Origin of the sequence: Rhizobium sp. Leaf384 (assembly GCF_001424065.1) — a bacterium.
GTDB lineage: Bacteria > Pseudomonadota > Alphaproteobacteria > Rhizobiales > Rhizobiaceae > Ferranicluibacter.
In genome coordinates, this window is sequence record NZ_LMQE01000006.1 from 455,412 (window position 1) to 477,787 (window position 22,376).

The following is a 22,376-nucleotide window of genomic DNA, read 5'->3' on the forward strand; positions in this document are numbered from 1 at the left end:
GTCGTACCCCGTGCGGTTCTCTGCGCCACGTCTACCTATGGTTCTACCTCCTTCGGCAACGGGAGGGCCGGCACCCGGCCCGCCTCATGTTTTCGGTGGAGACGATCAACCAATGTCGGTCTTTGCAAAGTGCTGCCGATCCGGGAATTCTTGCCCGACGTGAGACACCGAAACGGCCCGCGGGGCCGGAAGCGAGACCTGCAGATGCACTTCACCGAGACGCCTATTCGCGATCTCTGGATCGTCGAGCCGGAACGGATCGAGGACCATCGCGGATCCTTTGCCCGCACGTTCTGCGTCGACGACTTCGCACGCCGTGGCTTGCCGCACCGTTTCGTCCAGCACAGCGTCTCGCTGTCGACGCGGAAGCACACGTTGCGCGGCCTTCACTTCCAGGCTCATCCCCATCAGGAAACCAAGATCGTTTCCTGCATACGCGGTGCCATCTGGGACGTTGCGGTCGATCTGCGTCCGCTCTCCCCGACCTATCTCGGCTGGGTCTCGACAGTTCTCTCGCAGGAAAACGGAGCACAGTTTCTCATCCCGGAGGATTTTGCGCACGGATTCCTGTCCCTGACCGACGATGTCGCGGTCACGTACATGATCTCCACGCCGTACGTCGCCGGCAGCGCCCGCGGCCTACGCTACGACGATCCCGCCATCGGCATCGACTGGCTGGCGCCCCCTGCGGTGCTCTCGTCACGGGACCTTGCCTGGCCGCTCCTCGAGAAGGCCGGGCTGTTACAGCCGGACGAATCCTAGATTGCTCACAAGCCCGACGGTCCGGAGCGTGTCTGCGGCAGCCGCGATCTCGGAGAAAGGCATGCCGGATCGTTCGGATATATCGAGCAAAGTGTGGTCGCCATCCGCCAGATTGAGCACCCAGAGATAGGCCATGACGCGCTCGCTGTTGGCCTTGTGGCCTCCCATCGGGGAAAACAGGCCATACCGCCCGAGCTGCGGCTCGCCTTTCGGCGCGAGGTTGAGCGGTGTCCAGTTGGCCTCCAGGATCTGCAGCATGTCCTGAACCATCCGGAACGAGGCGCCGAGATGCCTTGGTCGGATGAAGTCGAGGTTGTCGGCGGAGGTGTGATATTGCGGGAACGTCCCGAAAGCGCTTCTTTGCAGCAGGCCGACCGGCAGGTTGAAGCCGGGCGAGCAGAACTGACGCTCATCGTAGCCATAGGGGATGAAATCAGAGAGAGCCGGAGAAACCTCCTCCGCACCGCATCGAACGCAGGCGGCCGCCCGATCGATCGTCGCGCGGCCCTGCCGGCTGCGCTTGTAGGTCGGCCCGCCGCCGTCCCCGACGCACGACAGCACGAGACCATGCTTGACCCTGTTCAACCTCTGCTCGTTCCGCTGCAGCCAGGCGAGCGAGCCGATCGTCCCCGGCGCAAAAATGAACCGATAGCTGTAGTAGGTCGACCTCTCCCGCATGCGTTCGGCAAGACAGGTCAGGAGGGCCACCCCCGAACAATTGTCGTTCGCCAGGCTCGGATGACAGATGTGGGCATAGAGGATCACTTCGTCCTCGACCTGCCCTCGATGCAGATAATCGGCGAAGGTGAGATGTCCCGACACCTTTTCGGTGTCGATGCAGACCTCGTAGGTGCCCTTTTCCAGCGCCAGGAACCGGTCGTGCCGCATGCAAAAGCCCCAGGCGTCCGTGTAATAGGCTGTCTTGTAGGGGATGACGTCCGGCTGTTCCGGCAGCGTATGGAGATGTGGCTTCAGCTCGTCGAGGGACAATCGCGCCCGCACGGGCGTGCTGTAGTTGACGAGGTGAAGCGTGTGATCGGCGAAATCGACGATTGTTCGGCCGCATGGCCCCTTGAGGCTTGCGCCGCGCACGATCCATTCGGGAGGAACGGTCCAGCCGAACACCGGCGTCCCCGTGGCGACGCGGTGCACGTTGAGGTCGATATGCTCTCGGAGAATGTCGAGCGTATCGAGAACGCCCTGCCCCGTGATGCTGCGGCATATCGGATAGAGCCGTGCGGCGAGCGCGTAGATGGCCGCGCCGTCCGGGTCGTCCGCGGCGTCAGCCGGACAAAACGCGCCGGTCGTCAGATCCATGGATCACACCGCCGCCTGCAGCTGCCGGGCCCCTTCCGCCCGGGGTACCCGCCGCAGCGACGGATCAATGTCGCCATTCGCAATAAGGTCTTGGAGTTGGCCGATCCGCTGGTATCGGGGTCCTTCGAACTCGGCCATCACGAGGCTGGCGCTGGTGTAGGCGCGGTAGAGTTCCTTGGCACCGTCCCGGGCGCTGTGGACCGGTCGAAAGGCCGGCAGAGCTCTGGCGATCTTGGAAAAATCCACCCGATAAGACCGCGTGTCCGGGCTGGCATCCGCTGCATACGTCAGCTGGCAGTCGAGCACCGTCTCTGCGACGATCTGAGCGATATCGCGGATCTGGTAGTTGTGCGTTTCCTGGCCGACATTGAAGGCCTGATTGTGAACCACATCGACGGGGGCTTCCAAGGCCGCGAGAAAAGCACGGGAGATGTCCGCGATATGGACGATCGGCCTCCAGGGCGTACCGTCGGATTTCAGGCGGATCGCCCCTTCCGCCACCGCCCAGGCAGTGAGATTGTTGAGGACGATGTCGAAGCGGTGCATCGGCGACAGGCCGAACGCCGTCGCCGGACGCAGGTAGACGGGACAGAATTTGCCGTCGGCGAGGCGGCCAATGTCGTGCTCGGCGAGAACCTTGGAACGGCCATAGTCGGTTACCGGGTTGAGCGTGGCTGTTTCGTCGACAAGCCCCGATCCCGCCGCGCCGTAATTGCTGCAGGATGATGCAAAGAGGAAGCGCCGCACGCCCGCCTTCTTGGCCGCTGCCGCGACGCGGACGCTTGCGTGGTGGTTGATCGCATAGGTGTTTTCGGGATTGAGGTTGCTCAGAGGATCGTTGGAGAGAGCGGCCAGGTGAATGACGGCGTCGAAGCCCTTGAGATCGGTTTCGGTGATATCGCGCACGTCCTGGCAGAGACCGGGGACTTCCGGCAGTGGGCCTCCCGGCGCATAGGTGCAGCGACGGTAGAGTTCGCAATCGTAACCGTATACCTCGTGGCCGGCGTCCCTGATGATGGGCACCATGACCGAGCCGATATAGCCGCGATGACCGGTAATCATGACCTTCATTGCCGTCTCCTCTCGATTTACGGGACAGGCAAGCCTACCGCTGGGACGCGGGGGCCGGACATTGCCGCATACGGCGTCGCTCGGCATGCCATGGTCGCACGTGCGTCGGGATCTACGTCTTTTGGCCCATCCGCCCCGCCAGACCGGTAACACCTGCAATGCTTGCGGCGACACCCGCTTCCACATCGGTTTGCATGTCGGCTCCCCACCCGGTTCTCAAGCCTATTCCCAGCCCGGTCCCCAGGCCGACACTTGCCCCGGCAACGTCTGAACCCGGAGCGTCATGGTGTGGCGGCAGTCTCGCGTTGAAACTGCGGAACACATGTTCCGACGGTCGCCCCATGAGAAACGTCTCGACCTTGTGATCGAGCGCACACTTGTAGACCACAAGCGCCTCGCTGATAGCGTCGATCGTCTTTTCGATGTCCTCATCCGAATGCGTGTAGCTGACCACCAGCGAGGGCGCGAGGATGCCGCGCCGAATGATCTCCTGCAGAAAAAGGGTGCGGAACATCTGCGACGGCTCGCCCGCGGCATCGAACGTCGCATAGACCAGGCAGGCCGGATGTCCCGAGACATGGAAGTGGTTCTGCAGACCATGCGCGGTCGCGACCTGGTTCAGGGCATTCCTCAGCTTCGTGCCTTGTCGAACAAGATGCTCGATGACGGGTTCGTGCCTGTAGACCTCCATCGTGGCGATGGCGGCAGCCATGGCATGGGTTTCGGCGCCGTGCGTCGTGGACAGCAGAAACACGCGCGGCGCGCCCGTCTGCTCGATCCCGCCGAGATCCATGAACTCCCGTTTGCCGGCCAGGGCGGAAATGGCAAAGCCATTCCCGAGCGCCTTGCCGAAACACGAGAGATCCGGAACGATGTCGTAGACATGCTGGGCCCCGCCGCTGTGCCAACGGAAGCCGGTGATCATCTCGTCGAGAATAAGAAGCGCGCCATTCTCGTGACAGAGCGCCTGGAGCTTGTGCAGATAACGATCCTCTGGATCTTCCCCCCGCGAAGGCTCGAGAATGAGCGCTGCGATCCTGCCTGGATAGCGTTTGAACAGGTTCCGCGCGCTCTCGAGATCGTTGTACCGGAAGCCGACCGTCAGGTTTCGGACGGCGTCGGGGATGCCGGCATTCATGGGCGTCGTGCCGATGAACCAGTCATCGGTGGAGAAGAAGGGATGGTCGCGGCATATCGCGACGAGATCTCGGCCCGTCGCAGCACGGGCGAGGCGGATCGCTGCCGATGTCGCGTCGGACCCGTTCTTGCAAAACTTCACCATCTCGGCGGACGGCACCGTTTCCAGAAACGCCGAAGCGCATTCGACCTCTATTCTCGACGGACGTGTAAAATTGCAGCCGCGCTCGAGTTCGCTCGTGACGGCCTGGAGCACAGGCGCGTAAGCATGGCCGAGACCCACGGCCCGATTGCCCATGCCGTACTCGATGTACTCGTTGGCATCCACGTCCCACACATGGCTGCCATAGCCACTGACGATGAAGCCTGGGGACAGCAATGGATACTGGTCATCCCCCTTGGCATAGGTATGTGCGCCGCCGGGTATGATGCGATGCGCTTGCTGACGAAGACGGTTCGAGTTGTCGAAATTCTGTATGAGTTCTCTCATTGGCCCCTCCTCCGGCTGGCAATGCCATAGGCAGGATCTCAGCAAACGCGGCGGATGACAGTCTGACGGTTTGTCAGCGCCGCACGGCCGAAAGGCTTACGTCTCGCACCGGAATTTTCCCGAATTGGACGTTCCGCCTTTGGCGCCGGCGTCACGCGTCGAACATGGCGGAAATCTTGAAAATGATTTCCGTCCGGTTTCGGGCGTGCAGCTTTTTCATGATGTTGCGGACATGGACCTTGACGGTGCTTTCCCGCAAATTGAGCTCGTAGGCGATGATCTTGTTGGGCTTACCCTTGGTCAGAGCATCGATGACATCCATCTCGCGCTCGGTGAAGATCTCGGCCCGGCGTCGCTCCCTGCTTTCGGCAACGAGGAGGAGCTGGCGCAGATCTTCGAGGTTCTCTGCCGAAATGAACACGCCGCCGGCGACAGCCAGCGATATCGCACCGACGCAGACCGTCAGTCCGATAGCCGACGAGATATATCCGCGGACGCCGAGCTCGAATGCCTGCATGACCTGCCGAAGATCCCTGCTTTCCGCAAGGATGACCACCGGCAGGCCAGGATAGTCGGCGACCAGCCGCCGAACGTCGGCGACGAACGCGGCTTCGCTGAGATTGCCACGGCCGATATTGATCAGCACGCCGGCATGCGCAGCGTTCGCCGCCTTTCGCCAAAGGGAAATCGTTGAAAACAGCTCGACATCCATCCGCAGCCCGTGCGCAATCAGGCTCTGCGCGAGGCACTCCCGATCCAGGGCGCGATCATCGATGATGGCGAGTTTGGATGCATAGTGCTCGAGCCCGAGCGCATCGATTTCACTGATGACATGAAACGGATTTGTCCGTGTGACGTGACTGTTCGTCGAAATTCCAGCTGACATCATGGCTTCCCCCATAGGTTTTTGAACGGCTGTCGACGCTCTTACAAACCGATTGGAATGGAATGGGTGCGCACGATCCATCGAGCGGAACGATTCATCCGCGGTGCGCAAACCCATGCAAGACGCCCACTACCCGAAACAATGAAATTGGGCCTACCCCACTTCATACTTCCTCCCCCGAAGGGTTGGTTCCCAATACTAAAACGGATTACGCCCAATTTTAAGGATCGGAATATACCTATTCCATTATCTGACAGCTGATCAACCAGACGTTCACAGGACTGTCTCCGCTATAGTTAATTTGGATTCAGATTTCGCCTGTATGTTGTCTGATAATACAGACGTTTTTGCTCTTCCGGCAGCCGTTCTTCTTCCGGAATCGACAGCGTCTCTTTCGAGTCAACAGAGAACGGTACACGATTTCGTGAACGCACATTTTTCTCTTTTGGCAGGGCCGGTAATGCTTTGATCGTCGTCCGAAAGACTTACACGGTGTCGTTTCACCCCCCAAAGCCGCGATAGGAATTGGATGCCCGGCTTGTAGAGTCCGGCATACGTGAAAATGGGCGTACGTGAAGATGGGTGTATGTGAAGATGACAGGGAGATCTGCGAATGTGCGGTCTGGTCGGTATAGTTAGCGGCGAGCCGGTTGCCGGCCGGTTGGTGGATGCTCTTCGGCGCCTGGATTACCGGGGGTATGACTCCGCCGGTATCGCCACGATCGCAGGCGGCAGGATGGAGCGACGCCGGGCGGCGGGAAAGCTGGCAAACCTCCAGCAACGGCTCGACGCCGATCCGATCGACGGCACGATCGGCTTGGGGCATACGCGCTGGGCGACGCACGGCATCGCAAACGAAACGAATGCGCATCCGCATGTCGTCGGGGATGTCTGCATCGTCCACAACGGCATTATCGAGAACTTCTCCGAACTCCGGCAAGACCTTGCTGCGAACGGCGTCTTTTTCGAGAGCGAGACGGATACGGAGATCCTCGCGCATATGCTGGCGCGGTCTTTGGCGGACGGACACGACCCTGTTGCCGCCATGCTGGCGATGCTCCGCTGTCTGCGCGGCGCTTACGCCTTCGCCATCATGCTGCGGTCGCATCCTGGCATGATGATGGCCGCGCGCTGTGGGCCACCGCTCGCGATCGGACACGGCCATGGCGAAATGTTCTTCGGCTCGGATGCCGTCGCTTTGGCCCCCTTCACGAACGAGGTCACCTATCTTGCAAACGGCGATTGCGCCGTCATCACCCGGGATGAGGCGACGCTCCTCGATGCCTGCGGTCATCGGGTTCAGCGAGCGCGGCAGATAGCACAGAGCTGCGCGTATCTGACGGACAAGGGCCAACACAGGCATTTCATGGAGAAAGAGATCACCGAACAGCCGGAGGCGATCTCCCGTGTGCTGGCGAGCTACGTCGATTTTGCCACAAGACGCATCAAGGTCGGACACGCGATGGATTTTTCTGCCATGACTGGCGTGACGATATCCGCCTGCGGGACGGCCTACCTCGCCGGATGCATCGGCAAATCCTACTTCGAACGCTATTCCGGCCTGCCCGCGGTAACCGAGGTCGCGTCCGAGCTGCGCTACCGCGATCTGCGAAATCGCGTCGGTGATGCGGCTCTCTTCGTCTCGCAGTCGGGCGAAACCGCAGATACGCTTGCGGCGCTGCACGCTTGCCGGACAAGCGGAATGGCAACCGGCGCGGTCGTCAATGTCGAAGGCTCGACCATCGCCCGAGAGGCCGACGCCGTGTTCCCCATCGTGGCCGGTCCCGAGATTGGCGTCGCCTCGACCAAGGCCTTTACCTGCCAGCTGGCAGTTTTTACCTGCCTTGCCATCGCGGCGGGACTTCGCCGCGGGATGATCGACGCACCGCAGGAACAGGCGCTCGTCGGGCATCTCATCGAAGTGCCCAGGGTCATGACCCATGTTCTGACTGATCTGAAGCCGCAGATCGAAGAGCTGGCGTCACATCTCTGCCGTTTCCGCCATGTTCTCTATATCGGCCGCGGCACCAGCTACCCTCTCGCTCTGGAGGGCGCCCTCAAACTCAAGGAGATCGCCTACATCCATGCCGAAGGGTATGCCGCAGGCGAACTGAAGCATGGGCCCATCGCCCTTGTCGACGACAGCATGCCGGTCATCGTGATTGCGCCCTATGACCGCTTCTTTGAAAAGACGGTCTCCAACATGCAGGAAGTCGCTGCCCGTGGCGGCAAGATTATTTTCATCACCGACGAAGCCGGATCAGCCAGATCGCATCTTGCAACCTTCGCAACGATCGTTCTGCCGCAGGTGGACGATATCATCGCCCCGATGATCTTTGCCCTGCCGCTCCAGATGCTGGCCTATCATACGGCCGTGCTCATGGGCACGGATGTCGATCAACCCCGCAATCTCGCCAAGTCGGTAACGGTCGAATAGCGCCCGTCTTGCTGGTTCATTCGCGCGCATGCACCCGATCGTCGCCGGCTTATAACAGGCGCCGACCCGGCTTCATTCCAAACGGGGCAGCGACACAAACCGCCGCAATCGGTCGGGACGGCTGAGGAGATAGGCGATCGGCGGAAGAATGGCGACGATCGGTGAAAGCCGGAAGGCGAGCCGGAAATAATCCGACGCCTTGGTTCCCTCACGCAGGAACTGGATAACCCCGCACCAATAGGCGCGATGGGCGAGGCCCTGCAGGGCCTGTCGGCGCAGGCTCCGTCCGCGCTTCATGGCGCCCCCCTCGTGATCGAAGAAGGATTGGGCGGCTTGGATCGTGTGAAGGATGTGCTGCAGTTCGTCGTTTACCAGGAGCTTTGAGCGGTTGCAGTCGTGCGAGCGCAGACCGGCCTGGACGCAGTCAAGTTCCGCCACCGGTCCGTGCAAAGCCAGCCGCAGCCACATCTCGTAATCATCGGTGTGCGGCAGGGTCTCGCGATAATGGCCGGCACGTTTCTGCACGCAGGTTCGCACGACGACGGTGGGGCTCGAGATCTGAAAGACACCCATCCTGCAGAAGCGCGCGATGAATGCCCGGGTGCCGACGCGTCGGTAGGCAGGCATATCCCCTTGAAGCGCGATCGAAGGCATGGGCAGGTCGCCGCGGAGCGGCACGTCACGGCCGTGACAGAACGAGAGAGACCGATCACTGTCCAAGACATGCAGGGCGCGGCTGAGCGCGCCTGGCGACAGCACGTCGTCCGCGCACAACAGAAGGAAGTAGTCCGCCTCCGCCCAGTCGATTCCCTGGTTGAAGGAGGCATGTGTACCCAAGTTCCGCGACCGCAGGACGACGTGAACCCGTTCGTCTTCGGCGGCAAGCGCGGTCGCGATCGCGGCGCTGTCGTCGGTCGAGGCATTATCGACGATCAGGACGCGGACCGTGACGGACTGCTGATCCAGCACGCTCTGCACGCAAGCCCTCAGATATCGACCGTAGTTGTAGTTCGGGACGACGACATCGATGCTCGACATGGCCTCAGGCTCCCAAAGCCGGGAAACGGCGCCGCAGCCAAGGCAGCGCAGAGACGAGCTTGCCAGCCAGGAGCCGGACCTCGACCAGAAAGGGATGTCGCGCGATGATCAGGCCCGGCAGCCACCCGGCCCCGGCAAGCAGACAGGTGAGAATGAGCACGCCCGGCCCCATCTCGTCCTCCCAGCCATTGACCATCAGCAGCACCAGCGGCCCCGTCATCGCACAGGTTGTGACGATGATGCTGGGGCGGATCGCGGACCAGAGGTCGAGGAGGGTGAAGTGCAGATGTCGCCGCGCAAAGGCGAGGGAAATGACCATCTGGATGGGAAGCGATGCGAACTGGCTGAGCGCCATGGCCGTCACGCCATGGACGCTGGCGGCGCAAAGCAGGACCGTGGCGACACTTCTGCACATCAGGCTGCTGCGGAACGCATCTCTGTTCTCTCCGAGAGCCAGGAGAAGCGGATTGGTGACGATGACGGCAAACCAGAAGACGGAGGCGAGAGAAAGGATTCGAACCAGATGGATCGTCTCGTACCATTGCGATCCGAGCACGAGGTGAACGATCGGTTCGGCGGTGACGGCGATGAGCAGCACGCCAGGCCAGTAGAGGCAGGAAATGTAGGCGAGCGTCTGGAGATAGGCCTGCCGGATGTCCCGTCCCTCGCGCATGCTGGCGCTGAGAGCCGGAAAGGCCATGGCATAGAATGCCGACATGATAATCCGGTCCGGGATCCCGCAAACGGTGTTGGCGCGGTTGAAAAGACCAACGGAAGACATGGAGATGATCTTGCCGAGCAAAAGCTGCGGCAAGGTTTCATACATTCGGTCCACGAGCTGCGAGGCGCCCTTGTAGCGACCGAATGCGATGGCTTCCGGACAGGCGGCAAGGCTCGGGCGACAGATCGATGAAAGCGGATAGGGAGACGCGGTGACGGCGAGAGCCGCAAGCGAGACAGCCCCTGCCAGCATGCCCCAGGCATAGCTCATGTATCCGGTGCCCAGATATCCAAGCAATATCGTCACCACAGCCGACACCAGGAGCGAGACGGTCCGGATATTGGCAAGACGCCCGAAAGACATGTTCCGGCGCAGGATGGCGATGATGGGAAGCGACACGATCTCCGCGACAGACGACAGCAGCACGAGAAACAGAAAGAAGGGAAGCTCCGGAAAGGCGTAGAAGCGTGCGATCCATGGTGCCGCAGCCATGACACAGGCAGCGACGCACAGCGTGATCGCGGCAAGGAGCGTAAAGGCCGTCCGGATATCCGTCAGCCTCAGCGTCCGGCTTTGGATCAGGAACTCCGGCGTGGCGAACTCGCGCAACGAGAGCGCCACCGCACCGATACCGATGCCGGTGACCATGTGCCCGATGCCGTCCGTCGTCAGCAGGCGGGCCATCGTTGCGACGACCACGACATTGATCACGATAGCAAGATACTGCTCGATCGAGGACAGAATGAAGGCTCTTCGCACGGTCATGACAGCCTCCTCGATGACAGAGGAACCGCTGACAGGCGGTCAGGCGAGCGCTGCGTAGGCTGCGTGTTCAGGCACATCTCTGTCGCTCCGGTGGGTATCGGCAAGAAGGTGGAAATTGTCATTCCGGTCGCCGGCCGGACGTTCAGTGAAGCAGCGACGTCTCTCCGCCGGGCGGGGCAGAGCCAGTCGGCCGCTCCGGCAGATCGGGCGCGGCGAGCGGCGCTGGCATGGACAAGAGCGTCCGGTACAGGAGGTTCTCCTGATCGGCGAGTTGCGCCCGGACACCCGCGTTGGTCTGCGCAATGGCTTCGGTCGCCCCCTGCCGGTCGGCGATCAGCCGTCGCACGAGCACCAGAAGCTCCTCGGTGTCGAAGCGTTCGATATGCCGCGAATAGGCTTGCTGCCCGAACCTCTGCATGAGGTCGTCGTTTTTCTGCGCATATCCAAGCGATATGCTGGGTCGCCCCAGCTTGAGCGAGCACACCAGATTGTGGTACCGTGATACCACGGTAATATCCACGCCGGCGACGAGCGCCATGACATCTTGAAGCGTTTTGCCGGAATGGGCTTCGATCCGGCTCCGCTGCTCGGCAGACAAGGTGCCGGCCAGACCGTTCCGGATGTCGTCGCGAGCGCGCTCATCGGTCACGTCGCCCATGAAAAGGCAGACACGATGGCCATCGGCGGCCAGCCTTCCGACAAAATCGGACATCTTTGCGATGTAGTCCGCATAGATGTCGTCCGCCTTGGGATCGTGGTGCCGCCATCCGCGATACTGCATGATCCCGACGCCGAAGGTCAGCGGTGCGTCGGAGCAGGCGGCGCTCTCGCTGGCCTCTCGCCAAGCGGCCTGACGCGGAACGATCGGCGGAGACGGCAGGCCGAACGCGATGTCCGGATAGCGATGATCGTTTGCGACATCGATCCCGACCGACGTCATGAAACGCAGGGAGGCTTCGTCGCGATACGAGCGATAGGTCGCCATTCTTGCCGCGGAAACCAGAAGCAAGCGGCTGAGCCGGCCATGGACGGGCCCAGCCCCGATGCTGACGAATGCGATGCGCGTGTTGCGGAGCCTTGCCGCAAGGCACCAGCAGAAGAGCACCAGCGGCCAACCGAGCACCCTGTCCTGGAAGTCGTCCAGAATTCCCGTGCCGGGAACGATCATGAGATCGATGTCATTAAACTGCCCGAGCGCCGAAAAAAGCAGAATGACCCTCCGCGGCAGGTTGAACAGAACCTTATTGAGAGTCCTTGCGAAGAGGCTCGACGGAGCTGGCCCACCGACGCTCTTTGCAGGAATGCCGTATCGCGCCTGTACCACCTTTGGATTGGAGCAGATGCATTGGAGTTCAGCATCGGGGCGCAGCTTGCGCAGGAAGAGGATCATGGATTCCAGAGAGCCGTCATTGCCGGTATTGCCGGAACCGAATTGTCCGAACAGGCTGATTTTCATCGGACCTCCAAAAGTCGGCGCATAGCGCAGACGGACTGCGAAGCCGCTGGCGGAACCCTGCCTTGAAGACCCGGGGCGCCGGACGGCCGGGACTTAAAGGCGGCGTGTGCAAACCGCGATCGGCAACGTTGCAACGGTTAGCGCCCATCCAGGGATCTTCCCACGCCGCCGTTTGGCACGCGGCCTACCTCGAAAGGGGAAACAGATCACGGCGACACAGTCGAAGAAGGGGAGCCTTGCGACCTCCGTTCCACTCCACGCCATCGGCAGCGTCTCTACTATCCGACCACGCGAAACGGCCGGAACTGTCCTCCGGTCGGACGCTGGGATCAGGGCAGGTGCGTCTGGTCGCACGATGCATGAGGTGTCCGATGAAACTTGCCTATTTCGTAATTCCGCATATCGGCGGAACCTATACCGTTTTCACGGCGCTCCGGGCCGCCCTGGCACCATATGGTGTCGATGTCAGCTGGTTCGGACTTTGCGAAGACAATCCCGACGTGCGACACGACGTTCAGCGTCACACCGATAGCGGCATGATGATGTATCTGCCGCCGCAGACCACCGAAAAGGAAAGGGCCAAGCTGGTTGTCGAAGAGATACGAAAGCAGGGATATGCCGGTATCTTCGTCAACATCCTCGGCGATCGCTTCCAGACCAATATTTCCCGGTACCTGCCGCCGGATATCCTGCGCATCGCCATCGTCCACAACATCACGCCGGGAACCTATGCGGCGGCCAAGGCGATCCGCGACTATAGCCATGTCACCATCGGCGTGTCCGAGCGCATTCGCCAGGACCTCGTCGAACACCACGGCTTCCCGCGCGACAGGACGTTCGCGGTCCCCAGCGCGATCGACACGGACGCATTCCGCATGGCGGCGGAGCGCCGCAAGAGCGCGCCGGCAGAGCTTCGGACGCTGTTTGTCGGTCGGATAGAAGACGCCTCGAAGGGGGTTTTGTGGCTTCGTGAAATCCTCGACGCCCTTCCGGACACAATTCGCCTGACCGTCGTCGGCGATGGGCCGGACCTGGCGAAGCTGAAGCGACGGTTGGCGAACCATGCCTCGCGCGTTCATTTCTCGGGTGCCGTCGACCCTTCGCGGATCAGCACCTTCATCGCGGAGCACGACGTCCTCATCATGCCGTCGCGCTTCGAGGGGCTCGGCATGACGATGATCGAGGCGATGGCCGGAGGCTGCGTGCCGGTCGTTTCGCACATCCGGGGCGTCACGGACACCGTCGTGGACGATGGACGCAACGGCATCCTTTTCCCGGTCGGAAATTACACGGCCGCCGCCCAGGCCATCGCCAGGCTGGATGACAATCGGGACCTTCTCGCAAGAATGTCCGATGCAGCACGCGAGACCGTGCCTGGCCGGTTCGGCATCGAGACGATGGGCGCCCGCTACAACGCCATCATCACATCGGCCCTGATCGACGGCCCCCAACACCTGCCGACACTCGACGTCGACGCATGGTCGATCCCCAACGGTCTGCGGGCGGGGCTGCGCACCGTCATTCCGCTTCCCCTGAAGAACTATCTCCGGGTGGTTCGCGAACGGCTGAAGCGTCCCAACGTCCTCCCGCACGTCTTTTGATGGAGGCATCCTGCCTTTTGGCGGCTTACCGGAATTGCCGAGAGCTTCCTACAATCGCCGCAGCGTCGAAACCGAGTCGACCCCCGTTTGCCCTGCCCGTCACGATCGAGAGGACCTGCCATGTCGTGGATGCTTCTGACAACCAGTGCGACCTTCCTGCTCGGCATCGCCTTCATCGCGACAGCGCGCCGCCTCAGCATCGCCTTCGGGATCGTCGACCGCCCCGATGCCGTCCGCAAACGGCATTGCGGAACCGTTCCCTTGTGCGGCGGCGTCGCCATCTTCGCGACATTTGCCTGCGCAGCGCAATTCGGGACCGCCTCGGCCCTTCTGACTCCGCCCTTCTGGCTCGGCCTGGCGGTGATTGTCGGCATCGGCGTGTTGGACGACCGCCTATCCCTGCCCGCGACCGGCCGTCTGGTTGCGCAGCTGCTCGTCTCGATCCTGCTTATCGGAAGCCTCAGGACCGGTGCGCTTTCAGCCGGTCTCCTGACCGTGGCCGATGCGCTTGTCCTGACGCCTCTTCTCGTCCTGATCTATGTGCTGTTCATGACAGGTATGATCAACGCCTGGAACATGCTGGACGGCATCGACGGTCTTGCCGGAGGAACGGCGGCGGTCAGTCTTGCCTGGCTGATCGTCATCGCGGCCTTCGCCAGCTTGCCGGATCTCATTCCGCCGCTCGAAACGCTTCTCGTCTGCATCTGCGCTTTCCTTGTCTTCAACATGCGCAACCCCTGGCGCCTTCGTGCCAGCGTCTTCCTGGGAGATGCCGGCAGCACGGCGCTCGGACTGGTCATCGCCTATGCCATCCTCCAGATCACCGCGACCGCCCCACAGGTGTCCTTTCCTGCGCTTCTCTGGGTGGTCTTCGTTCCCGTGATGGATACGCTCAGCCTCATCGTCCGCCGGCTCCTTGCCAGGCGAAGCCCGATGTCCGCCGACCGCTGGCATCTGCACCATCTCCTGCTGGATCACGGCCTGACCACCTCCTCCGCGACCTGCACGCTGATGCTGATATCGGCGGCCTGCGGGGGCGTGGGCTATGCGGGCATCCGGCTGGCAATCCCCGCAGACATCATGGCGGCAGGGCTTCTCGTGCCGATCGGCTTGCACACGCTCTTCGTTCTTGTCTCGACAGGCTCCCTGATGCGGATGCGGCTCGGACCATTTCCTGCAAGGACGCGCAATGCTGCTTTGGGGCATGATGTTCTGGGTGGCCGGGAGCCGGTGGCCGCTCTCACGGGACGACGAGACGCCGAGCAGGACGCATAGGCCTTCACCGTCCGCGCCCGTGGCATCACGCCGTCGCGGCGGAGGCGTGGCGCGGACAGCGCGACATCTTATCGAGGAAAATGACGATGCGCTCCAGATATGACGACCCGACATTCGACGCGGCTCGGGCGACACTGCCCCGCTTCGGAGGCCCGACCTACGCGCTCCGGTTCCGGCTTTTCCGGTTCGTCTGGATGATCACCTGGCTGCTTCTGGCGGCCTGGACACCACCCCCGTTTCGCCGCTGGCGCAATCTGCTCCTGCGCCTGTTCGGCGCGCGGATCCACGCGACCGCGACGGTCCATGCAAAGGCGAGGATCTGGTGGCCAGCCCATCTCGTCATGGACGCCTACGCGTCCATGGGACCGGGCGTGATCTGCTACAATGTCGCCTCGATCACCATTGGGACCTTCGCGTCCGTCTCCCAGCGCGCCCATCTCTGCACCGGGACGCACGATGTCCAGGACAGCGCGTTTCGGTTGATCGCCCGCCCGATCATCATCGGCGCCAATGCCTGGGTTGCGGCCGAAGCCTTCGTCGGACCCGGCGTGACGCTCGGAGAAGGCGCCGTGCTCGGCGCAAGGGGCGTGACGGCCCGGTCGCTCGACCCCTGGACGATCTATGTGGGCAATCCCGCAAAACCCGTCCGGGTCCGCCGGCGCGAGGCCGGTGCCGCGTATGCGCTCGCCTCGTAGTGCTGGAGCGTCAATTCGGCGATTGCGGGCCAGGTAAACGTCTCGAAAATCATCTGCCGCCCATTCCGACCCATCTGCTGAGCCGCCATGCGATCCTGCAGGAGGGTATCGAGGCCCTCTGCGACGTCGCCTGGATCGAGCGTGACGATCAGTCCTGCGTCGGCTTTTGCCACCTCCGGAAAATGGCACTGATTCGAAATTACCACAGGCGTGGCGCAGGCGAGCGCCTCGAGGATGGCGATGCTGAAACCTTCCTGGCGACTGGGGAGGCAGAAACAGGCGGCCTCCGCCAGGGCGGCGATTTTCACGTCCCCGTAGAGAGGTCCGGTCATATGCACCCTGTCCGCAAGACCGGATGCTGCGATCCGCGCCTTGAACTCGGCCTCTGCCCCATCATCGGGGCCCGCGACGACCAGATCGATATCGGGATGCTGCCCGGCCAGAAGCGCGAAAGCCTCTGCCAGAATATCGAGCCCCTTTTTCATGTGGAGGCGTGACAGAAAAAGGATGTAACGACGGTTTTCGGGGAAGCCGATCCGGGTCCGGAAGAGAGCCTTCGGAGGCAAAGGCTCGTACTCCTCCGGGAAAACACCATTAGGAATGATGACGTTCGACGCGCGGAAGCCCAGCGGCTCGACCGCACGCCGTTCGTCGACGTTGAGGACATGAATAAACGCCGCCCTGTTCAGCATGCGGGCGTAGCAGAGATGCAACGCAATGCGCTTCTTCCACCGCTTCTGCGCAAGGCTCCAGTGATCGAGCATCCCGGCTGGGCACACGCAGTAGGGAATCGGTCCCGCCAGTTTGGAGGCATGCAGCAGCAGCGGCTCCCAGACGCCGTGAATGTGGATGAACGCGGTGCCAGGCAGCAGATCCTGCAGCCGACGTCGTCCCCGGAAGCAGACCAGGCTCTCGAACCGGCCGGGCGTGCCGAGAATATGGAGATGGACGCTGGAAAAGCCGGGAATGGCCTTTCCAAGCTCGATCACCTGTCGATGCACCTCGACACTCCCATAGGCGACGAGGTGCACCTCCGATCCGGTCGCGGCCTGAGCGGCGGCGAGCCGCATCGCGACCGCTTGAAGCCCCCCGTTCTTCGGGTCGATGGAGGCGATGACATGAACGATTTTCATCGGCTGATCCAATGCTTGCTGTTTTCACGCAAGACGGTCTCACGCCTCGAGTTGCGAGAGTGCGGCCAGCAGGCGTCTTCCATAATGTTCGACAGTAAACTCTGCAGCCCGGCTCAAGGCGTTGCGGGACATGTCGGCGCGCAGCTCCGCGTCGCCGGCAAGGCGCTCGACAGCCAGCGCAATCTCGACCGCGTTGCCGGTGGGAACGATGAAGCCTTCGACGCCGTCGCGAACGACGCTGCCGGTATTTTCGGTCGTAATGACGGGAAGGCCGGCTGCAAGCGCCTCGTAGACGGCGGTGGCCGACCCTTCGCAAATCGAGGGCAGGAGAAAGACGTCCGCCCAGCGAAGCTCCGCGCCGATGTCGGCACGAGGAACGATGCCCCGCAAGGTCACCCATCTCGAGATCTCCCGCTGGAGATCATCTGGCAAGAAGGTGCGGCCCGCCATGCGGAACACCGCCGATCGGCCCGCGAGGCGCGCCGCCTCGACAACATAAGGCGAGCCCTTGCGCAGACCCACCTCGCCGACCGTGAGCACCCGCAGCGGTCCCGGCATGCGATGGGTTCTTTCCACGGCGACGGGCGCATTCACCCCGTAGGGAACGACGATGCAGCGATCGGCGGGGCCCCCGCAGGCCACGACATGGTCGCGCACGAAGCGCGACGGGCAGACGATCGCGTCCGCGAGATCCCACTCGGCTTTCTCGCGCTCGGCAAAGACAGAGGCGAACACATTCGCCGTCTGGGGGCCGGCCCAAGCCGGGAAGCGCGCGATTTCCTGATCGATCAGCCTTTCCACGACCTCCCGGGGCGCGATCATCTGCTCGACCGCTGTCCAGAGGCCTTGGCGCTTTGCGGCTTGCATCTGCTCCAGCGCGTCGCCGCTGAAGGCATAGAGGCCGGCCGCTCCGTGAAAACCCCGACCCGCGACCAGTTGCGAGAACCGGGCGCCGGCCCACAAGGCATGTGACGTCTCACCGATGACATCCTTTGACGCCATTCGTCGCAGCGCCGAGCGGATGCCGAAGCTTGGAAACACGGTGATCAGGTCGGCCGGCACGCCGTTCGGTTGCCGCCCGGCGAGACGTCGGACAGAGGCCGGCAGCACGCCCTTCGGCAGCGCCGACAGAAGGCGTGGCCAACCTTTCGTCGCGCAGATGTCCGTGTAGAAATGCGCAAGCCGTCCCTGCGACCCGAAGATACGGGGAACGGCATAGTGCATGCGAGCGCCCAGCTGGCTGACGACGACCTTGTTGTTCATGGCGCCAATCCCTCCGTCGCGGGCGTCGACGAATACGGCGCCTTCGCGAGGTCGGCGATCCTTTTGCACCAGCCCTCGATGGCACTGTCGCGCGAGTAGTCGGATACCAGCAGCGCGCGTGCGCGGGCACCCATGGCCCGGCAGATCACTGGGTTGTCGCGCAGGTATCGAATGGCGCGCACGAGCCCGTCCGCATCGCCGAGCTCCACATGCAGACCGCAGCCTGCGCGTTCGATGACGCGCGCCACTTCGCCGTCCTTGGCGCCGATGAAGATCGTCGGGCGCCCGGCGGCCAGGATGCCGTAGAACTTGCTGGGAATGATGCAGTGCTCGAGCTGTGGCAGGAGCGAGACCAGATGGACATCTGCGGCACCAAGGCTTTCGCTGAGCCTGTCGATCGGTTGCAACGGTTGGAAAAGCATCGTGCGGAGATCGGCTTGCCGAGCCTTGGCAGTGACCGCCGCATGATGGTGGCCGCCGCCGATCATCAGAAACCGGATCGTTTCGTCGGCACGCAGCCTTTCGGCCGCACCCAACGTCGTCTCGAAGTCATGGGCCCGCCCGAAATTGCCGGAGTAGCCGACCACGAAGGCGTCATCGAGACCCCATGCGCTGCGCAACCCGTTCTCGGCGGGGTCGACGGGTCGGATTTCCGCGCCATCCGACCAGTGGTGCGAGACGATCACGCGACCCTCGGCAATGCCTTGGCGCGTCAGGTATTCCGCCATGGTGTCCGTCGAGCAGATGCAGAGACCGCGCATGCGGAGAGACGCGTTGCGCGCGGCCAGTGTCAGCCTCGCCAAAACATTCCCGCGGGTGAAATAGCCGAGCTCGATGGCCGCTTCCGGGAAGAGATCCATGATCCAGTTCACCATCACGGCGTTCTTCAACCGCAGCGCAACACCGCTGGTGACCGAGAGCAGCGGCGGATCCGTGCAGATGACGGCGATATCGTCGTGCGAAATATGGGCCATCATCCAGAAGAACGACAGAAGATGGAACATCAGATAGTCAAAGCCCCTGCCGAGAAGGGTCTGGCGTCCGAACCGCGTGGTCGACAATCGCCGGATCGTCACGCCGAAGACGGTCTCTTCCGCCGGAAGCACGATGTCGCGTCGATTATGGATATCACGGCTTGTCATCACGATGACGTCGAAGCCTCGCCTTGCCAAACCGAAGGCAACCGAGGACACGACCCGGCTCGTTGCCGACTGGTCCGGGTAAAAATAGCGGTTTGCGAAGACGACCCTCATCATACTCTCCTCGCCTCTAGATGTCGGAGGCATATCAGCACCCGGATCGCGGCGATCGCAATATGATCGAAAGCGGTAGGGCGGGCTGAAGACACGCGAGACGCCCGGGGCGGACGAGCCTATCGCCGGCGCGCCGGTCAAGACAGTCGGGGAACCTGGCGCGGGCGTTCGCCCCGGATCAGGCCGATGGCATTGACGAGCTTCCTCAGGAGAAGCTTGCGTTGCACGTGTCTGCGATACTGCACGATGAACGGGTCGGGTTCGAAGGGACGTGCAACGGCTGCGGCGATGAACCGCTTGTCGGCAGGAAGGTGCAGCATCGAACTGCCGAGATGGTGGGACAGGGGCATCTGGCGAAACCGCGACCGTGTCGAAAACCACCGGCTGATCCAGCGATGCCGCCCGTCGCCGACATCGATGAGGTGGATCGCGTCCTCGTCGAGCAGGCTGTTGAGCGCCGCGGACACGATCATCTCGTCACCCACATGGTGCAACTCGCCGGTCAGCGCCTTATAGGTCGGCCACAGGCGCTCGATCCGCTCGGACAAAGATTTGAATGCCCCGCACGACCCGGCAATAAACTCCCCGCCATACCAATGTGTTGAGCGAAGCTCGGCTCTCGCGACGCGCCGCAGGTCCGATCGAACGCGGTCGGCACCATACTCCTCGAGGACCGTCCCCGAAATGTCGTAGACGAAAAGCCGATCATCGTCCCAGGTCGCGAGATCGGCTGCGGGAAGATTGAGCATGACGACATCATTGTCGATCAGGCCGACATGCGATCCGAAGGCGCCGCTTGCGAGCTGGCGAATGGCATCGAGCTTGAAATGCGCCGCGTAGAAGGGAATGCCTTTCGGCACGTCGCGCGAGAACGCGACGCCGATCGCGATTTCCGGCGCACCCAGGCGAACAAGATGCGCATTCACATAGGCTGGCTGGTTCGTCAGGATCTCGACCCGAACCCCGTGTCGACCGCAGCTGGCGAGCAGGTTCGACGCACATCCGATATAGACATCCCGGGTGGGCAACCTGCCTTTTCCGACGCTCGAATGCTGGATCTGCGTTTCATCAATGTAGAGGACGGTGAAAAGCCGGATATCCCGGAAGGGCGCGTTTGCCATGATGGCTCCTGAACGTCTGCGAACAGTCATGGCTGCGACGTCCATGGCCGCAGCCGCCGAGGGCGGATCTTCCTGATGCGGGCGGCGGGCCTAGGCCGGCAAGGGCGCCGCAAGGTCACGCGCCTCCCGGCCGGACGAGGGAATGCTGGCGAAGGCGAGGACGGGCACGGCGAACAACAGCATATGAATCCACACCATCAGGATCCAGTCCGTCTTGTGCGAAATCGCGTGCATCGCCGGCACGACGGAGAGCACGTAGACGAACTGTCCTGCGAACCATCCCGCGTCTGCCGCGGCGAGGATGCGCCGCAAAAAATAGGCCAGAAGGAAGAATTCCACGGCGCCGAAATACCAGAAGGATTGGAAGGCATCGGCAAGCCCCGTCTCCGTCGTGCCGCGGATCGGGCTATAGTCCCGCGCCAGTGCCGGTAGCGGCATCATCAGGTCGGCTTTCACCTTGCCGCCCAGGAGCTGCGCCGGGACGAACGAGAACACGAGCCGGTTCCAGTGCGACAGGCCGTAGTCGAACTCCATCGTCTCGCTCGTATGGCTGATCCTCTTGATCGCATTCCTGACCTCATCGCCGCCATTGGCGAGAATGGCCGATGTGTTGCCGACAAGATCGATCTCGGTCATGGCCTCGATGGTCAGCCCGTTGCCGCTCTTGCTGATCGCGCGGTAGTCGCCCACGCTGTTCATCAGCAAGGTTCCGAAGACCAGCCCGCAAAGGACCACCCATCTCGGGATGGCGCGACGGCGATAGAACCACCAGGCAAGCGCGAAGATCATGAACAGCTCGACGGTGTCGGCGCGGCTGCCGCTTCGAAGGATTCGATCGCCGATGAACACAAGGTCGAAGGCAATGATCCCCATCGCCGCAAGGGAAAAACGCCGGGCAAGACACAAGGCGGAAATCGCCAGCCCATAGACCAGCAGACGGGAGAAGAAGACGAAGATGACAGGAACGCCCGTCATCTGAACGGCGATCGTCATTTCGCTCGGCAGCCGACTGAGCGCATAGTAAAAATAGGCGCCCGCGACCGACAGAACCATGGCAGCCACCAGAAGCCGCGTTTCGCTGAAGGTCCATTCGAGAGCGGCCGGCGATCCTGCCTGCCGGGTCCATCCGAGCCAGCACATGAAAAGGCAGAGGATCATGAAGGCAACCGTCCGGACAAAGGCCGGCTGCGGCACGAAATAGTCATGTGCCAGTCCGGGAACCTGGACGAGGATGAAGGCGAAAGAGACGGCGCCCACCAGAAAAGGAAACTCGTAGATCCGCTCCTGCCTTGCCATGCCCCAGGCCAGCAACGCGAAGACCGCAGCGAACAGCAATCCTGTCATCACGTCATTCATCGCAAGGAACCTCGATGACCATCAACCAGATCAGACGGCATGCTCCTCAAGGCATCGGACGAGATTTCGCAAGCTGCCCGGGATCCACCTGACCTGAAAGACGATCATAGGGCCCGTCGGTCAAAACCCAACGGGACCTTAAGGGGTAGAAGGTCAAACGAAAGACGGACATCCGGTTCTGTCTCAGACGTGTTGGCCCAGCGAGCAATGTCGTCCTGATTGTCGCCACATAGCCGGGACAGATGCCTCTCGGTGCTGTCACAATCTGCGAGAGCAGCGTCTTGTGTATCCGACAACCGCCTTATGGAAATGCAAGGCTGGTGCACCATCTTGCCGCAGGCGCCTTCGGCGGACGGTGGCGGGTGGAGCACTTGCGATAACGGCCAGGACACGGCGCGCCCCCTCCCCCGGATATCGGGAGACGGTCTTGAGGACACCGGCCTATCGGTCTGTGGCTGCCATCGGCACGACGCGACGTGGTCTGACCATTTTCGTGGCATTGGAACGCAAAAACCCCCGGACCTTGCGGACCGGGGGTTTTTGGATTGTCTGTCTGGTTGCGGGGGCAGGATTTGAACCTGCGGCCTTCAGGTTATGAG

The 22,376-nt window shown here is 62.3% G+C and carries 16 protein-coding genes and 1 pseudogene; 5 read left to right on the top strand and 12 right to left on the bottom strand.

Translation table 11 applies throughout. The annotated features are described in order from the left end of the window. The first annotated feature begins 204 nt into the window (after positions 1-204). Complete coding sequence (rfbC, locus tag ASG25_RS15640) at positions 205-762, top strand: dTDP-4-dehydrorhamnose 3,5-epimerase (RefSeq protein WP_062475651.1); 558 nt, start codon at positions 205-207, stop codon at positions 760-762. Here the strand turns inward: rfbC and ASG25_RS15645 are convergent. The 4 genes and pseudogenes from ASG25_RS15645 to ASG25_RS15660 all read right to left on the bottom strand — a co-directional run bounded on the left by ASG25_RS15645 (position 742) and on the right by ASG25_RS15660 (position 5,666). Then, positions 742-2,079 (bottom strand): DUF4910 domain-containing protein, encoded by a 1,338-nt coding sequence (locus tag ASG25_RS15645; RefSeq protein WP_062475656.1) that lies wholly within the window; start codon positions 2,077-2,079, stop codon positions 742-744. The genes rfbC and ASG25_RS15645 overlap by 21 nt on opposite strands. 3 nt (positions 2,080-2,082) lie before the next feature. Continuing rightward, positions 2,083-3,150: an SDR family oxidoreductase gene (locus ASG25_RS15650; protein WP_062475659.1), complete on the bottom strand. Its 1,068-nt coding sequence runs from the start codon at positions 3,148-3,150 to the stop codon at positions 2,083-2,085. A gap of 304 nt (positions 3,151-3,454) precedes the next feature. Next, positions 3,455-4,777, bottom strand: a pseudogene (locus tag ASG25_RS15655) (glutamate-1-semialdehyde 2,1-aminomutase); the annotation flags it as partial. 151 nt (positions 4,778-4,928) lie between these two features. Further along, positions 4,929-5,666 carry a response regulator transcription factor gene (locus ASG25_RS15660; RefSeq protein WP_244475209.1) on the bottom strand — a complete coding sequence of 246 codons (738 nt, stop codon included), beginning with the start codon at positions 5,664-5,666 and terminating at the stop codon, positions 4,929-4,931. Between the two features lie 610 nt (positions 5,667-6,276). Between ASG25_RS15660 and glmS the strand changes: the two genes are divergently transcribed. Further along, a complete protein-coding gene (glmS, locus tag ASG25_RS15665; RefSeq protein WP_062475663.1) occupies positions 6,277-8,100 on the top strand; it encodes a glutamine--fructose-6-phosphate transaminase (isomerizing) in 1,824 nt (607 codons plus the stop codon). A gap of 72 nt (positions 8,101-8,172) precedes the next feature. Here the strand turns inward: glmS and ASG25_RS15670 are convergent, their stop codons facing one another. The 3 genes from ASG25_RS15670 to ASG25_RS15680 all read right to left on the bottom strand — a co-directional run bounded on the left by ASG25_RS15670 (position 8,173) and on the right by ASG25_RS15680 (position 12,080). Beyond that, on the bottom strand, positions 8,173-9,138 hold the full coding sequence (locus ASG25_RS15670) for a glycosyltransferase family 2 protein (protein ID WP_062475666.1): 966 nt from the start codon (positions 9,136-9,138) through the stop codon (positions 8,173-8,175). Positions 9,139-9,142: 4 nt separating this feature from the next. After that, on the bottom strand, positions 9,143-10,624 hold the full coding sequence (locus ASG25_RS15675) for an oligosaccharide flippase family protein (RefSeq protein WP_062475669.1): 1,482 nt from the start codon (positions 10,622-10,624) through the stop codon (positions 9,143-9,145). 142 nt (positions 10,625-10,766) lie between these two features. After that, on the bottom strand, positions 10,767-12,080 hold the full coding sequence (locus ASG25_RS15680; RefSeq protein ID WP_082480242.1) for a polysaccharide pyruvyl transferase family protein: 1,314 nt from the start codon (positions 12,078-12,080) through the stop codon (positions 10,767-10,769). A gap of 371 nt (positions 12,081-12,451) precedes the next feature. On the opposite strand from ASG25_RS15680, the gene ASG25_RS15685 reads away from it, so the two are divergent. The 3 genes from ASG25_RS15685 (at position 12,452) to ASG25_RS15695 (ending at position 15,651) form a co-directional block, all read left to right on the top strand. Next, complete coding sequence (locus tag ASG25_RS15685) at positions 12,452-13,681, top strand: glycosyltransferase family 4 protein (RefSeq protein WP_062475672.1); 1,230 nt, start codon at positions 12,452-12,454, stop codon at positions 13,679-13,681. 120 nt (positions 13,682-13,801) lie between these two features. Continuing rightward, positions 13,802-14,956, top strand: a complete 1,155-nt coding sequence (locus ASG25_RS15690; RefSeq protein ID WP_062475675.1) for an MraY family glycosyltransferase — start codon at positions 13,802-13,804, stop codon at positions 14,954-14,956. Positions 14,957-15,036: 80 nt separating this feature from the next. Beyond that, positions 15,037-15,651 carry a putative colanic acid biosynthesis acetyltransferase gene (locus ASG25_RS15695; RefSeq protein ID WP_200942813.1) on the top strand — a complete coding sequence of 205 codons (615 nt, stop codon included), beginning with the start codon at positions 15,037-15,039 and terminating at the stop codon, positions 15,649-15,651. Here ASG25_RS15695 and ASG25_RS15700 read toward each other — a convergent pair. The 5 genes from ASG25_RS15700 to ASG25_RS15720 form a co-directional block, all read right to left on the bottom strand. Beyond that, complete coding sequence (locus ASG25_RS15700; RefSeq protein ID WP_062475681.1) at positions 15,576-16,784, bottom strand: glycosyltransferase; 1,209 nt, start codon at positions 16,782-16,784, stop codon at positions 15,576-15,578. The genes ASG25_RS15695 and ASG25_RS15700 overlap by 76 nt on opposite strands. 39 nt (positions 16,785-16,823) lie before the next feature. Beyond that, on the bottom strand, positions 16,824-18,047 hold the full coding sequence (locus tag ASG25_RS15705; protein WP_062475694.1) for a glycosyltransferase family 4 protein: 1,224 nt from the start codon (positions 18,045-18,047) through the stop codon (positions 16,824-16,826). Next, positions 18,044-19,303 carry a glycosyltransferase family 4 protein gene (locus tag ASG25_RS15710; RefSeq protein ID WP_162242199.1) on the bottom strand — a complete coding sequence of 420 codons (1,260 nt, stop codon included), beginning with the start codon at positions 19,301-19,303 and terminating at the stop codon, positions 18,044-18,046. Before ASG25_RS15710 ends, ASG25_RS15705 begins: the two co-directional genes overlap by 4 nt. A gap of 134 nt (positions 19,304-19,437) precedes the next feature. After that, positions 19,438-20,421: a hypothetical protein gene (locus ASG25_RS15715; protein ID WP_062475700.1), complete on the bottom strand. Its 984-nt coding sequence runs from the start codon at positions 20,419-20,421 to the stop codon at positions 19,438-19,440. A 90-nt stretch (positions 20,422-20,511) separates the two neighbouring features. Next, positions 20,512-21,765, bottom strand: coding sequence for a hypothetical protein (locus ASG25_RS15720; protein WP_244479421.1), 1,254 nt, complete (start codon positions 21,763-21,765; stop codon positions 20,512-20,514). Positions 21,766-22,376 lie beyond the last annotated feature (611 nt).